This is a genomic window from Fontibacillus phaseoli (genome assembly GCF_003337355.1).
GTDB lineage: Bacteria > Bacillota > Bacilli > Paenibacillales > Paenibacillaceae > Fontibacillus > Fontibacillus phaseoli.
Window position 1 is genome coordinate 1,096,231 of record NZ_QPJW01000001.1, and the last position, 15,740, is coordinate 1,111,970.

Genomic DNA, 15,740 nt, shown 5'->3' on the forward strand with positions numbered 1-15,740 from the left:
GAGGTTGTTATCGTTATACCAGAGAGATTTACGAATGGTAATTTGGAGGTTGCACATGGCTAATTATACGCCGATGATTCAGCAATACTTAAGTGTAAAAGCCCAGGCACAGGATGCATTTCTCTTTTTTCGGCTGGGTGATTTTTATGAGATGTTTTTTGATGATGCCCTATTGGCGTCGAAAGAATTGGAAATAACGCTTACCGGCCGGGAGGGCGGTGCGGAGGAAAAAATACCGATGTGCGGCGTTCCCTATCATTCGGCGGAAAATTATATTCACCGGTTGATCGAAAAGGGCTACAAAGTCGCCATCTGCGAGCAGGTGGAAGACCCGGCCGTTGCCAAAGGCGTCGTCCGCCGGGAAATCGTGCGCGTAGTGACGCCCGGTACCGTCATGGAGGGGAAAACTCTCGGCGAGCGTGCGAACAATTACATATTGTGCGTGAGTGAGCGGGACGGACTGATGGCGCTGTCGACTTGTGATTTGTCGACCGGCGAACTGTACGTCACTTCGGCACCAAGCAGCAAGGAATGGCTGCGCGATGAGGTCGGGCTTTACGACCCGTCGGAAGTGATCGGAGATGAGGGATTGCTGGAGTGGATCCGGGAGCAAGCCGCTCCCCTCGGCAAACCGGTTGTATATACCCCTTGGGCTAAAACAAAGGATGAGGAAAGCCGGGCTCAATTCGGCGAATCGCAGTGGATTCGGCTCGAGAACGAGCGCAGGGAATGCATTGCTTTGCTAGTCGGCTACCTGAGCGAAACGCAAAAACGCTCCTTAGGACAACTGACTAAAATATCACCTTACGAACCGGAACAATACATGATCCTCGATCCGTTTACGCGGCGCAATCTCGAATTAGTGGAGACCGTTAGAGAGCGGTCCAAGAAAGGTTCTTTATTATGGTTGCTCGACCGGACCGAGACATCGATGGGCGCGCGGCTGCTTCGTCGCTGGATCGACAAACCGCTGCTGCAGCGAAGCCGGATCGAGGAACGTCTGGAAGCTGTCGAGGCGCTCTTCGGCGGGTTTATTTTGCGGGAAGATCTTCGCTTGTCGCTGCTGGAAATTTACGACCTGGAGCGGTTGACCGGCCGGATCGCCTACGGCAGCGCGAATGGACGGGATCTGATCGCCCTGAAGTCCTCGCTTCGCCAAATTCCGGCGATTAAGGAATTATGTGCGGCATCCCCGTCCTCCACGTTAAAGGGGATTGCAGCCGGAATGGATGAGTGCGGCGATCTGACTGAACTGATCGAGACGGCAATCTCGGACGAGCCGCCGGTTTCGGTCAGGGACGGCGGAATCATCAAGAGCGGATATCATACGCGGCTGGATGAACTACGGGAAGCGGGCAGCAACGGGAAACGCTGGATCGCGGAGCTGGAAGCGGCCGAGCGTCAGGCCACGGGCATCAAGTCGCTGAAAATCGGCTACAACAAAGTGTTCGGTTATTATATCGAAGTCACGAAATCGAATCTGTCATCCTTGCCGGAAGGCCGCTATGAGCGAAAACAGACTCTGGCCAATGCCGAGCGGTACGTGACTCCCGAGTTGAAAGAGAAGGAAACGCTCATTCTCGAAGCGGAAGAACAGATGGCGGATCTCGAATACAGGCTGTTCAACGAGATTAGAGAGTCTATCGCCGCGCAGATCCAGAGACTCCAGTCTCTGGCTGAACGGATTGCGGAAATCGACGTGCTTCGTTCCTTGGCGGCCGTCGCCTCCGACGGCGGATTTGTAAAGCCCGTTCTAACGGACGGCTATGACCTGGTCGTCGAGCAAGGCCGTCATCCTGTCGTGGAGTCCGTGATGAAGGATTCGGCTTTTATCTCCAACGGAACGCAGCTGAAAAAGGATGCAGCAGGCATTTTGCTCATCACGGGACCTAATATGGCAGGAAAAAGCACGTATATGAGACAGGTAGCGCTGATCTCTATTTTGGCGCAAATCGGCAGCTTTGTTCCGGCCGCGAAGGCGGAGATCCCTCTCGTAGACCGGATTTTTACGCGGATCGGTGCCGCCGACGATCTGATCGGCGGACAGAGTACCTTTATGGTCGAGATGGCCGACATCCAGGTGATGACCGACAAAGCTACCGTGCGCAGCCTGATTATCATCGACGAGTTGGGCCGGGGTACATCGACCAGCGAAGGCATGGCGATCGCGCAAGCGGTCATTGAATACGTCCATGATCATATCGGCTGTAAAGCGCTGGTTTCGACGCATTTTCATGAGTTGGCTCACCTGGAGAATTCTTTGTCCGGGCTGCGGAATTACCGGATGGCCGTGCAGGAGAGCGGGGAGAAGGTGCATTTTCTCCGCAAGCTGGTTCCGGGGGCGGCCGATACAAGCTATGGCATTTATTGCGCTCGCTTGGCCGGGCTTCCCGGCGGAATCATCGAACGCGCCTACGGATTGCTCCAAGGCTTCGAACAAGCGGCCGCCGCCGTAACGGCCGGAGTTCAAGGCGAAGCCGAGACTTCGCTGACGGGAAGAGCAAATAACCTCGAATTGTCGGACAAGCATTCTGGCGGCATGACTGGCGATAAGGCCGGAGCTTTAAATACGGATAAGAACGGTGCTATAAATACCGATATGAGTGATACAATAAGTGCCGAAAAGAATACCAATCAGACGGAAACGTCCTTCTCGCCGGTTGCATCAGAATTACAGCATGTGGGGAGCGCTTCAGGCAAGTCCGCCGGAGTTTACTCAGGTCTAACTGTCAACGAGAACGAAGCTGACACGTTGCAAAATCATGATCAAGTGCAAGCCGAATTCCAGGGGCAGGAAGTGGTTCAGCTTTCAATCTTTGCGGACGAGCTGCCGCCGAAGAAGTCAAAATCTGCTCACGAAGACGCCGGACTCCGGCAAATCGTGAACCTGGTGAAAGAGGCGGATTTGATGAATATGACGCCGCTGGAGGCCATGCAACTGGTTAATGAATTAAAACAAAAGGTGAAAAGCCTATAGCTCCGTCTGACAGGGGCTTAGGTTCGGAGCATCAGTGCGATCTATAAAATTGCTGGGCAATGCTATTGTGCTAGATAGCGCGGCTTTTCCAGAGCATGTTGATTCGATGGGCGAAAACGAATGTATTGCGACAGGAGCAGAATTTATTTGTAAAAAAAAGCATCTTCAAAATTGAATTGCTGCAATTATGCATCTTTTTATTGATTTTTGCAGTAGGATTACGGATTTCCTGCAATAATACATTAATATTTGGTTTTATCTAACCATAAGCTGATTTTTGCGCCAAAAAACTGTACATTTGCAGTATTATTAATAGCGAACGACGTTGTATAGCTTAAATGCTGCATTTTTACAGTAATTACCTTATTATAGATGCTTGGACCAGTTGGAAGTAACATTGGAAACATTATTGGACGCAACATAGACACAGCCGGATTGAGGTTGATTTGACCGGATTGTTTTTTTGTCCGGGTTGAAGTTGCTTTGGTCTGTTGGAATGCGTTATTAGCCGAATTTGATTATTTAATCGAATCGGTTGCGATTTTCGGGTTTTGACTATAACGGATCGTAACTAATACTTATTGTTTATAAATTGCCAAGCAGGTGAGCTGGGAGGGAATAAACCGTGGCTAAAATAACAGTGCTGGACGAGCATATCGCCAACCAGATCGCGGCGGGGGAAGTGGTGGAGCGGCCGTCTTCCGTGGTCAAGGAGCTTGTGGAGAACGCGGTCGATGCAGGGGCTACGAAGATTGAAGTCTTGGTGGAAGAAGGAGGGCTGGAGCTGATCCGGGTGACGGATAACGGCTCGGGGATCGAGCCCGAAGATTGCGAAACCGCTTTTTACCGTCATGCCACCAGTAAATTACTCTCCGGCCGTGATTTGTTCCAAATCCGCAGCCTGGGCTTCCGGGGCGAGGCTTTGCCGAGTATCGCCGCCGTTGCCAAGGTCCGGCTGGTCTCGTCCAGCGATGATACCGGGCTTGGCCGGGCGATTGCGATCGAGGGCGGGACACTTAAGGAAAATGAGGAAACCGCCGCCCCGCAAGGCACGGACATTACGGTGAAGGAATTATTTTATAATACGCCGGCAAGGCTGAAGTATATGAAAACCATTCAAACCGAGCTGGGCCATATTTCCGACGTCATGTACCGTCAGGCACTGGCGCATCCGGAGATTGCTTTCAGCCTGAAGCATAACGGCAATTCCTTGCTTCAAAGCCAGGGAAGCGGGGATTTGTTGCAAGTCATCGCCTCCATCTATGGCATCAATACGTCGAAATCGATGATTCCGATCAAGGCCGAAAATCTGGATTACCAAATTTCCGGATTTATCGGCTTGCCGGAACTGACCCGTTCGAACCGGAGCGCTATATCTACAGTGGTAAACGGCCGATTTATCCGCAATCAGGGTCTGCAACAGGCGATTCTTCGCGCTTATCATACATTGCTGCCGATTAATCGCTATCCGCTGATTGTCCTGTCGCTGGACATGCATCCTTCGCTGGTGGATGTCAACGTGCATCCGGCCAAACTGGAGGTTCGGTTCAGCAAGGAGGCCGAGCTGAACGCTTTCGTTGAAGAAAGCGTCCGGGCCGTGCTGTCGGACCAAGTGCTGATCCCGCAGGTGGTCAAGCAGCAGCTCGGGAAGGCGAGTTCCGGATCGATGATCCAGGAACAGTTCCACTTCCCGTCCGCCCGGCTGGAGGCGGCGCCGACGACCTCCGGGCTGTCGCCGGCGTCGGGGACAGCGCCAGCAAATGGCCCCGGCGCACCGGCTACCGGCGCTTGGCCTGGCCCTGCCGCGCCAGCAGGCGCGCAGGGCGCCTATGGCGCCGCCGCTAACGCCAGCGGCGCCTACCCTCCGCCGGCGAGCTCCGCAGGTTCCGGCGGCTTCACGCTGCGCGAGCAGGCCGCTGCGCCTGGCGCAGCCTACAGCAGCGCTACGGCCGCGCAGCCGCCGCAAGGCGCCTTTGCGCCGCGCGCGCCGCAAGCGCAGGGCTCATCCGGCCGCGCGCTCCAGGGCGGCTACGCGGCCGCTCCAGCGGGCGGCGCCGTGCCTCCGGCCGCACAGGAGGCGCTGTATGGCGCGCCTTCCGCAGCGCCGGAGCTGCCGGCGTTTCCCGAGCTGTCTCTGATCGGACAGCATCATGGCACCTACCTGATCGCCCAGAACGAAAACGGGCTGTATCTGGTCGATCAGCACGCCGCTCATGAGCGGGTAAATTACGAATATTACTATGAGAAATTCGGCAACCCGGCGGATGCGTCGCAGGAATTGCTGCTGCCGATCACGCTGGAGTTTACGACGGCCGAAAGCGAAAAACTCAAGGAGCGGCTGTCCTGGTTTGAGCGCGCCGGGGTCACACTGGAGCATTTCGGCGGGGGCACCTTCCGCGTCGTCTCGTATCCTTACTGGTTTCCGCAAGGCGACGAAGAGGACATCATTCATGAAATGGCCGAATGGGTGCTCAGCGAACGGGCGATCGATCTTGCCAAGCTGCGCGAGAAATCCTCGATCCTCGTATCCTGCAAAGCTTCAATTAAAGCGAACCAGAAGCTGACCCAGGAAGAAGCGAGCACCTTGCTCCAGCGGCTGGCGGCATGCAAGCAGCCGTACACGTGTCCGCACGGCCGGCCGATCGTCATCTCTTTTTCCAACTATGATCTGGAGAAACTGTTTAAACGGGTAATGTGAACGGAGGAAATTGTTTGTGATTATTACGACGGGGGATCATGCTGCCCCGGATGCCGTACGAAGAGCTGTCGCCTTGTCCGTGGAGGCAGGAGCGAGATATATACCAAGAAACCGGACCTCCATGTCCAAGTTGTCATCGCGTTACGAAGACCAGGATATCCTGGTCATCCTGGAAGGCGGGGCAAGGCTTTTCCGTCCGGGGGGAGAGACTATGCTTTTCCACCCGAGCATGGCTTTTGTCAGAGCCAAACGGCTGCTCAAAGGAGAAACCGACCCGATGCTAGAGGCGGCCAGAGTGGAGCCAGGTGATTCCATTATCGACTGTACGGCGGGGCTGGGTTCGGATACGGCGGTGTTTGCGCTTGGCGCCGGACCTGAAGGAAGCGTTCTGGCACTCGAGGATTCGGTTCCATTATGGAGTTTGCTGCGGGAAGGTTTTGCTTACTATGTATCCGGGGTAAAAGAATTTGACGAGGCTTTGCGCCGGATCACGGCGAAACGGGCGGAACATCTCGAACTACTCCGGGGGCTGCCTGACAAGAGCGCGGATGTCGTCTATTTCGACCCGATGTTCCGTGATCCGATACAGGAGTCGTCAGCTATCTCGCCGCTACGTACCTATGCGAACAACGATCCGCTTGAGCGGGAAACGATTCGTCAAGCTTGCCGAGTTGCGCGAAAGAGCGTGGTGCTAAAGGAAAAGAAAGGGAGCGGAGAGTTTCAACGGCTCGGATTTACGATGCATTCACGCTCCCATACCAAAATTGTGTACGGAGTGATTTCGCTTGACCAATAACGCAAAGCCGAAACTGCTGGTACTTCTCGGTCCTACAGCCGTCGGTAAAACCAACCTGAGCATCGAGATCGCCAAGAAATTTTCCTGCGAAATCATTTCCGGAGATTCCATGCAGGTGTACCGGGGCATGGATATCGGCACCGCAAAAATTACGCCTGAGGAAATGCAGGGCGTCAGGCATCATTTAATTGATGTGCTTGAACCGGATGAACCGTTTTCCGTCGCCAGGTTTCAGGATTGGTGCAAGGAGTTGATTCCGGAAATTCATGGAAGAGGCAATCTGCCTTTTATCGTGGGCGGAACCGGGCTTTATATCGAGTCCGTCTGTTACGAATTCCAGTTTACCGAGGCCGGGGCGGATGAGGCTTTCCGGGCTGAACAGCAGTCTATCGCCGATAGTCTGGGATCGGAAGCTCTACATGCCAAACTGGCTGAAATCGACCCCAAATCGGCGGATCGCTTACATCCGAATGATGTCCGGAGAGTCATCCGCGCGCTGGAAATTTTCCATCTGACCGGGGATACACTATCTTCCAGTTTGGAGCGGCAAAACAGGCAATCTCCCTATGAACTTTGCTTCATCGGTTTGACAATGGACCGTCAAATGCTTTATAACCGTATTGAACAGCGTATTGACGGGATGATTGCCGCTGGGTTGATTGGCGAGGTCCGCGAGCTGCTGGATGACGGTTTCTCCAGGGATCTCGTCTCCATGCAGGGACTGGGATACAAGGAGATCGCCGAGCATCTTGAAGATGGATTGCCGCTGGATTTGGCGGTGGAAAAACTGAAGCGGGATACCCGGCGATTCGCCAAAAGACAGCTTTCCTGGTTCCGCCACATGAAGGATATATCCTGGGTGGATGTGGGCGACGGCAAAAATTTTTCCGCGAATTTCGAGGCCGTACGTGCTATAATAGCAGGAAAGTTTCCAACTGATCTTGAATATAATTCTAAACACTAATTGATTCCTATTGGGGGTACGGCTAATGAACAAGTCCATTAACATCCAAGATACATTCCTGAATCAAATGCGCAAAGAGAGCATTCCTGTTACCGTCTTTTTAACCAACGGTTTTCAGATCAGAGGAACGATTAAAGCGTTTGACAACTACATTATCGTTATCGATAGCGACGGACGCCAGCAAATGGTGTACAAGCACGCGATTTCTACGTTCCAGCCGCAGCGCAATGTGTCGCTGATGCAGGAATCCCAGAATGAGGCTTAAGCGAAAATTGAAACTTTTTTAAATTCAGTACGTTTAATGGTATAGGAAAAGGAGCGGAGCAACCTGATGAGAGGTTGTTCTTTTCTTTCCGGGCTAAAAATGGTATCGGACCAGTAAAACAGAGACAAATGAAATGAACTGGTATGAAGGGAGTCAGAGAACGATGTCTACCAAAAGACCTTCCAGACTGGAAAGGAACAGCAAACCTTCACGCAAGCCGAGTGCGCCGAAAGGACCTAAAAAGAAAAGGCTGACGGCAAAACGGGTGCTGTGGACTTCATTCTTCACGATTGCATTTGCTGTATTCTGCGGAATTGCGGGGTACATGTACATCACCGTAAGCGGTGAAAAAATATTGAACGAGAACAGGGACAAGCTGTTTATCTATGAAACGTCCAAGGTATATGACCGGACCGGCAAGCTGATGGGCGAATTGTCCATTGACCGGAGCGAGCCGGTGGAAGCGGATCAGATCCCTAAACTGGTCAAGGAAGCGTTTATCGCTACCGAGGACCGGCGGTTTGACGAGCATAACGGGGTCGACCTGTGGTCCATAGGCCGCGCGGCGGTGAAAGATATCATGGCGCGTTCCCTGGTGGAAGGCGGCAGTACGATCACCCAGCAGCTCGCCAAAAACATGTTTCTTGATTCCGACAAAACGTTTTTCCGTAAAGCTACCGAAATGTCAATCGCCATGGCGCTGGAGCGCCACAATACGAAGGATGAAATTATTACGCTGTATCTTAACCGGATCTTTTTCGGGCAAAAAGCTTACGGCGTAAAAGCTGCATCCCAGCGTTATTTCGGGAAAAGCGATCTGAACGATTTGAAACTGTGGGAAATCGCTACTTTGGCGGCTATTCCGAAAGGGCCGTCCAAGTACAATCCGGTCGCGAATCCGGAGCTGTCGAAACAGCGGCGGTCCGTCGTGCTCGACCTGATGTTCCAGGAAGGTTATATTACGGCCGAGGAACGCGATGAAGCTAAAGCGGTGGACTACGACTATGTGCCTCCTGCAAAGAGTGACAGCTATCAGGCGTTCAAGGATTTTGTAATCAATGAAGCCGAGGAGAAATTCGGTCTTTCGGAAGACCAATTGAACCGTGGCGGATATAGAATCTACACGACGATGGATTCCCAAGCGCAAAAAGCGGTCGAAAAAGCGTTCGCTAACGACGATTTCTTCGAAAAGAGCAAGGATGACCAGCAGGTTCAGGCTTCGATCGTCATCCAGAACCACGAAAACGGCAGTCTCGTAGCGCTGCTTGGCGGTCGCGATTACGAGCGCAAGGGTTTCAGCCGGCTGAACAGCCGCCGCCAGCCGGGATCGGCGTTCAAACCGATCGTGTCCTATGCACCGGCGCTTGAATCCGGCAAGTTTTCGGTAGATACGCCATTAAGCAATGAGAAGCAGTGCTTCGGAGATTATTGTCCGAGAAATCTTCACGGGTATTCGAAGACAATCGATATGAAGACGGCGTTGACGAAATCGGAAAACATTCCGGCCGTCTGGCTGCTTAATGAGGTAGGCGTGGGTGCCGGGGTGAAGTATGCCCAAGAAATGGGCATTACGATGGACAAAGACGACCGGAACCTGGCCATCGCGCTCGGGGGATTGACCCATGGGACGAATACGCTGGAAATGGCGGGAGCCTTCAGCGTATTCGCCAATGGCGGCGAATACAATCAGCCGTATACGATTAAAATGATCAAGGATCATGACGGCGTGGAGAAATACAAGTACAACGCGCCGAAGCCGAAACGGGTGCTCAGTGAGCAAACCGCGTACTACATGACCCAAATGATGCAAAATGTCGTCAACGACGGGACCGGGAAGCGCGCGAAGCTGAACCGTCCGGTCGCGGGCAAGACGGGGACCACCCAGCATGGCATCAAAGGGTTGAACAGCAGCAAAAACCGGGATGTCTGGTTTGTCGGATACACCCCGGAATGGACGGCATCCATTTGGATGGGCTATGATAAAGCGGATAAAAATCACCTGCTGAACGGAAGTAGCGGCCAGGCCGCGGCTTTGTTCTCGGCTGTCATGACCGAGGCGCTGCAAGGCGTTCCGGTGAAGGACTTCCCGGTTCCGGCCAATCTGAAGCCGGCGGATCCGCCGGAAGAGGAAGTGGCTGAAGCGCCGACAGATCTTTCGGCCGCTTACAACAACGAAACGGGCGTAGTTACTTTGAGTTGGACCGGAGTCAGTGAGCCTAACGCCCTTTATCAGATTTACCGGCGGGAAGCTTCAGAAACCGACTTCTCCCATTATATGGATTCACCAGCTACTTCTGCAGAGGATATCAGCGTTGTGGTTGGAACGGGGTATGAATACTACGTTACCGCCTACGATGCGGTCAATGATGTGGAGAGCGAGCGGTCGAACGTCGCACAGGTGATGCTGGTGGCGGATGAGCCGCCGATGGACGAGATCGATCCCGATCAGGTCGGCGACGGAGACTGGATCGGCGATCCGGGTAACGGCGGTACCGACCAGGGCACGACTCCGCCTGGCAATAACGGCAACGGTCAAGGAACCGGCAATGGCCAGGGTAACGGAAATGGCCAAGGCAACGGTCAGGGCAACGGCAATGGGGACGGCAACGCAGGCAATGGCGGTAACGGAACTGGCACCGGAACCGGAACCGGAGAAAACCAGGGAGGGACACCACCTGACGGAGCCGGCGACGGATCGGCCGGCAACTCGGAAACCGGCACGCCTCCGGATGACGGAAGCGGAAATCAAACGGAAGGCGTAATTGCCGACCCGGCGAACACCTCAGGGTAAGCTCTGCACGCTACATGCCATTCTAAATAGCGATGGCAAGAACTGCTTCCAAGCGAAAGATGCTTGGAGGCAGTTTTTTTGCAGTTAGTCCATTTTTCGGACATTCTTGAAATTTGGTTTTTGAGACTGACTTTTAAATGTGATAAGCTGAAAGTACATTGTGTTGAAAGGGATCAGTCCTATGAAACGAAAATTCGGAGACCGTGCGAATTGGCGCCGCGTTACGCAGCGTCAATTTAAATCCAAGTTTGTGGAAAGTGAGCTGTTTAAAGGATATGTGACGTCTTACAGTATTCATGCGTTGCGAGATCCGCTATGGAAAACTTACGGCGGGCATACGTTCCGGATTGCAGACAAAGGTTACACCTGGCTGCAATATTATCCAAAGGGTGCTCATTTTGTAGTAACCGCCATGTTTGACGACCAGGGAGACATTGTCGAATGGTATATCGATGTATGCAAAACCCAGGGGGTGACCGATCAGGGAGTGCCATGGTTTGATGATTTGTACCTGGACATTGTCGTACTTAAGAATGGTGAAGTTTTTTTGCTGGACGAGGACGAACTGGATGATGCGCTTTCCAGGGGATTAATCACCGTACGAGATTACGACATGGCCACCGAAACGGCTAGGGAAGTCCTGCATTGTATCCGTGAACATCAATTTCCCTATTTTGCGATGTCTCTGGATCATTACCGCACTGGCTTCGCCCAGAACGATATCGCCCGGTCGGGAGGCGAACATGACACGGTTTAGAAGGAAATCCAAAGGTTTCTCTTTTGGGACAACTAAACGGAAACCTCGGCGCTTGTGGTTATGGATTCTGGTCTGCTGTCTGGCTGCGGGAATTCTTTGGTCGCTTTATGTTCTGGCGGAAATTGGAAGTGTAGACAGGAACCCGGCGGCTTCGCGGGATTATCCTGAAACGGCGGATGTTGGGATCGTACTGGGCGCGTCCATGTGGGGAGATCGGCCCAGCCCGGGTTTACAAGAGAGGCTGCAGCTTGCTTTGCAGGATTATAAGGACGGCAAGTTTCGTGTGTTTATACTGACGGGCGGGCTGGACCATCCGGATTATCGTTATACCGAAGCGGAGGGTATGGCAAACTATCTTGAGGCTAACGGAGTTTCTCGTTCGGATATGATTCTGGAGAACGAGGCGACTAGTACCTATGAAAATTTAAAGTTCAGCCAAGAGATCATGATAGAAAAGGGCTATGAATCGGCAGTAATCATTACCCATACTTTTCACGGCAACCGCGCGTTTGAAATCGCTAAGGTGCTCGGCTACAGCAACCCCGGCTTGTCATTGACGGAGACTTCGGTTTTGAAGCCGACGCAGACAACTTTTCGTGAAGTACTGGCATATTCCAAGTGGAAATTGGATCAAGCGGCCATAGCCATTGGCTGGAAATGAGAAAACTTCTAATATCGGAGCGGGAGAGAGAATACATTTTAGAAGAAGTTAAGCCCTCCCGGCAATTGCAGGTTCAAGAGTCGCACGTTTAAAACATTTGGAATGACTTTTGACCAACTCCATAAAGAGGTGATTCATAGAATGTCAGGGCGTGTTATGGCCAAAAGCGGATCTTCCGAGGAGAGACCCTCCAGGCAGATCAATGTGATTCTTCGGAGTTCCGAGCCGCCGGTTGTCTCGCAAAGCGTTCCCGAGGCCGATAGTTTGTCTGGGGCCAAGACTCTGCCGCAGCAAGGATTGTTCGCCGAACTGCAGAAGGAAATGGACGGCTTGGTCGGTTTGGATCATATTAAAGAGCTGATGTTTGAGATTTTTGCACTGTTACAAATTGCGACGATGCGTTCCGAGGCCGGACTTTTGTCCGGGGCTCAGGTTTATCATATGGTGTTCAAAGGAAATCCGGGAACCGGGAAGACAACCGTGGCCCGCATCGTCGCGAAAATGTTCCAAAAAATGGGCGTCTTGAGCAAAGGGCATTTGATTGAAGTGGAACGGGCCGACCTGGTCGGCGAATATATAGGTCATACCGCACAGAAGACGCGCGATCTGATTAAGAAGGCGCTAGGGGGAATCTTATTTATTGATGAAGCCTATAGTCTGGCCCGCGGCGGCGAAAAAGATTTCGGCAAGGAAGCGATCGATACGCTGGTAAAAGCGATGGAGGATCAAAAAAATCAGTTCATTCTCATCCTTGCCGGATATTCCGAAGAGATGGATTTTTTTCTTGCGACCAATCCGGGGTTGCCTTCCCGTTTTCCGATCCAGATGGAATTTCCGGATTATACGATCGATCAATTGATCCAGATTGCCGAGGGCATGGTGAAAGAACGAGATTATATTCTGATGCCGCAGGCGATACTCAAACTAAAGCAGCATTTGCTGCGGGAAAAATGCGAAAGCAAGCATCTGTTCAGCAATGCCAGGCATGTTCGCAACATCATCGAGCGATCCATTCGCCAGCAGGCCGTCCGTTTGCTGAACCAATACAGCGGCGGCTCGCCCGGAAAATTGGAGCTGATGACGATCCGAACCGAGGATTTGAAGCTGGATAAGAAATAAGGAGCCGTGAACGATGTCAAAATCGCCGTACGAGACAAAGACTATTTTACCGGATAGGGCGGTACTGGTTAGCCTGATTACGACGGAAACCAAGCAGGCCGGCATAAATCCGGAATATTCGCTGGAGGAATTGGTGCAGCTTGCCGAAACCGCCGGAGTGGAAGTAACTGACGTGATGACCCAAAACCGCGAAAAACGCGATCCGCGTTATCTGATCGGCAAAGGGAAAGTCATCGAGCTCCGGGAGCGGATGGATCATCAGGGAGCCAATACGGCTATTTTTGACCAGGAGCTGTCGGGGGCGCAGGTGCGTAATCTTGAAGAAATGCTGGATGCTAAAATTATCGACCGTACGCAGCTTATTCTCGACATTTTCGCTCAGCGGGCGAAAACGCGGGAGGGCATCATCCAGGTGGAGCTGGCCCAGCTCACCTACTTGCTGCCGCGGCTCGCCGGTCACGGAAAAAATCTGTCGCGGCTTGGCGGCGGCATCGGTACCCGCGGTCCCGGCGAAAGCAAGCTGGAGACCGACCGCCGCCATATCCGCCGCCGGATAGGCGAACTGAAGCGCCAGCTTGAGGAGGTGACCCGGCACCGGAAGCTGCACCGTTCGCGCCGCAGGGAAACCGGCGTGGTGCAACTCGCGTTAGTTGGTTACACGAACGCCGGGAAATCCACGCTTCTGAAGGCGCTCACCGCAGCGGACGTACTGGTGGAGAACCGGCTCTTTGCTACGCTGGACCCGACCTCCCGGGTGATGGAGCTTCCGGGGGGCAAGGAGGTCGTTCTGACCGATACGGTTGGATTTATTCAAAACCTGCCGCATGATCTCGTCGCTGCCTTCCGTGCGACGCTGGAAGAGGCGAATGAAGCCGATTTGCTTCTCCATGTGGTAGATGCTTCTTCGCCGATGCGCGAGGAACAGATGGAGGTAGTCGAAGGGATCTTGGATGACCTGGGTGCAGGTGCCAAGCCGCAGCTCATTCTATATAACAAGATCGATTTGTGCGCTCCGGAACAATTGGAGATGCTGCCTGCCGCGAAAGGCTCGATGAAGATCAGCGCCCTGAATGAGCTCGATTTGGAGCGCATTCGCCAGGCGGTTCAGCAGGAGCTGTCCGGCGGGCTGCGGTCTTTCCGGATTCCGGCACAGCGCGGCGATCTGACCCCGGTTCTATACCGGATCGGAGACGTCGTGAGACAGCAATTTGAAGAAGAAGATATCGTATATTCGGTCGATGTGAATCAGGGAGACTTTGATAAGTACGGATATTTACTCGCCCCCTTCACGGTCCGGGAAGATGAGAATCATTTGAAGCATTGACATTAAGATTGACTTTGATCGACTATGATTAGATTGATCAGCAGTTACAGGGGAGAGGTAAGAACATAATGGCTGTTTTTTCAGAAGGTATTGTAAAGTGGATGGAAGAGGCAGAGGTACAAGCCGAGGCCAAGTTTCGTGAAATTGACCGGATTGTCGACCGTAATCAATGGAAAGTCATCGAAGCGTTTCAGAAGTATCAGGTAAGCGATTTTCATTTCGCCGGCTCCACGGGATATGCCTATAATGATCGCGGACGCGAAGTGCTCGATCTTGTTTACGCCGAAGTGTTCGGCGCGGAGGCGGCACTGGTGCGTCCGCATTTCGCGTCCGGCACACATACGATTGCGACGGCGTTGTTTGGCGTGCTTCGTCCCGGGGACGGCCTGTTATACATCACCGGCCGACCCTATGATACGTTACATAAAGTGATCGGCAAGTCAGGGGATGGAACCGGCTCGCTGCAGGATTTCGGCATCCGTTATGATGAAGCAGCTTTGCTGGAAGACGGTTCGGTAGATTGGGATACGGTAATATCAAAAATAACGGAAGAGACCAAAGTTATCGGAATTCAGCGTTCCCGCGGCTACGACTGGAGAGATTCGTTTACGGTGGAACAAATCGGAGGAATGATTGCCAGAGTCAAGGCGATAAAGCCGGACTGCATCGTATTTGTAGACAACTGCTACGGGGAATTCACCGAAGAGCAGGAACCTACCCAGGTAGGGGCCGATCTTATCGCAGGCTCGTTGATCAAAAATCCGGGCGGCGGCATTGCCGAGACAGGCGGATACATTTGCGGCCGTGCAGATTTGGTCGAGCTGGCTTCTTACCGCTTGACCGCCCCGGGAATCGGGGGAGAAGTAGGAGCCATGCTAGGGACGACGCGCGGAATCTATCAGGGCTTGTTTCTTGCACCGACGACGGTGGGACAAGCCGTTAAAGGCAGTGTCCTGGCCGCGGCCGCTTTTGAGCGGGCAGGTTTTGAGAGCCGTCCGCGCTGGGACGCCAAGCGGACCGATTTGATTCAAGCGATTTCGTTCAGCGGTTCGGAGCAACTCGTTGCTTTCGTTCAAGGCATTCAGCGTGCGGCGGCTGTAGACGGCCATGTCGTCCCCGAAGCCTGGGATATGCCGGGCTACGAGCATCCGGTTATTATGGCTGCGGGAACATTCATTCAGGGCGGAAGTCTGGAGCTCTCGGCGGATGCACCGATCCGCGAACCATACGTCGCCTATATGCAAGGCGGTTTAACATACTCCCACGTTAAGTTCGGGCTTTTGACCGCTCTGCAAACCATGAAGGATCGTGATCTGCTATAGGACGATGCCAACCAGGTCTCTTTCGATGGTATCATACTTGGTAGAAACTTAAGACATCGAAGATTT

General features: G+C 53.1%; 11 protein-coding genes. All 11 read left to right on the plus strand.

Annotated features, from left to right (window positions below; all coding sequences use genetic code 11):
• Positions 1-55: 55 nt before the first annotated feature.
• A complete protein-coding gene (gene mutS / locus DFP94_RS05430) occupies positions 56-2,977 on the plus strand; it encodes a DNA mismatch repair protein MutS (RefSeq protein ID WP_114495368.1) in 2,922 nt (973 codons plus the stop codon).
• 625 nt (positions 2,978-3,602) lie between these two features.
• A complete protein-coding gene (gene mutL / locus DFP94_RS05435) occupies positions 3,603-5,675 on the plus strand; it encodes a DNA mismatch repair endonuclease MutL (protein ID WP_114495369.1) in 2,073 nt (690 codons plus the stop codon).
• A gap of 16 nt (positions 5,676-5,691) precedes the next feature.
• Positions 5,692-6,471: a class I SAM-dependent methyltransferase gene (locus DFP94_RS05440; protein WP_114495370.1), complete on the plus strand. Its 780-nt coding sequence runs from the start codon at positions 5,692-5,694 to the stop codon at positions 6,469-6,471.
• Positions 6,461-7,435 carry a tRNA (adenosine(37)-N6)-dimethylallyltransferase MiaA gene (gene miaA, locus DFP94_RS05445; protein WP_114495371.1) on the plus strand — a complete coding sequence of 325 codons (975 nt, stop codon included), beginning with the start codon at positions 6,461-6,463 and terminating at the stop codon, positions 7,433-7,435. The genes DFP94_RS05440 and miaA overlap by 11 nt, the downstream gene beginning before the upstream one ends.
• A gap of 25 nt (positions 7,436-7,460) precedes the next feature.
• Entirely contained in the window at positions 7,461-7,700 is a 240-nt protein-coding gene (gene hfq, locus DFP94_RS05450; protein ID WP_114495372.1) for an RNA chaperone Hfq, read from the plus strand.
• A 163-nt stretch (positions 7,701-7,863) separates the two neighbouring features.
• Positions 7,864-10,491, plus strand: a complete 2,628-nt coding sequence (locus tag DFP94_RS05455) for a transglycosylase domain-containing protein (protein ID WP_114495373.1) — start codon at positions 7,864-7,866, stop codon at positions 10,489-10,491.
• Between the two features lie 181 nt (positions 10,492-10,672).
• Positions 10,673-11,248, plus strand: coding sequence for a ribonuclease FAU-1 family protein (locus DFP94_RS05460; protein WP_114495374.1), 576 nt, complete (start codon positions 10,673-10,675; stop codon positions 11,246-11,248).
• A 52-nt stretch (positions 11,249-11,300) separates the two neighbouring features.
• Positions 11,301-11,909, plus strand: a complete 609-nt coding sequence (locus DFP94_RS05465) for a YdcF family protein (RefSeq protein WP_245954492.1) — start codon at positions 11,301-11,303, stop codon at positions 11,907-11,909.
• A gap of 141 nt (positions 11,910-12,050) precedes the next feature.
• A complete protein-coding gene (locus DFP94_RS05470; RefSeq protein WP_114495376.1) occupies positions 12,051-13,028 on the plus strand; it encodes an AAA family ATPase in 978 nt (325 codons plus the stop codon).
• 13 nt (positions 13,029-13,041) lie between these two features.
• Positions 13,042-14,352, plus strand: coding sequence for a GTPase HflX (gene hflX / locus DFP94_RS05475; protein ID WP_114495377.1), 1,311 nt, complete (start codon positions 13,042-13,044; stop codon positions 14,350-14,352).
• Between the two features lie 68 nt (positions 14,353-14,420).
• Positions 14,421-15,674: a methionine gamma-lyase family protein gene (locus DFP94_RS05480; RefSeq protein ID WP_114495378.1), complete on the plus strand. Its 1,254-nt coding sequence runs from the start codon at positions 14,421-14,423 to the stop codon at positions 15,672-15,674.
• Positions 15,675-15,740: the final 66 nt, after the last annotated feature.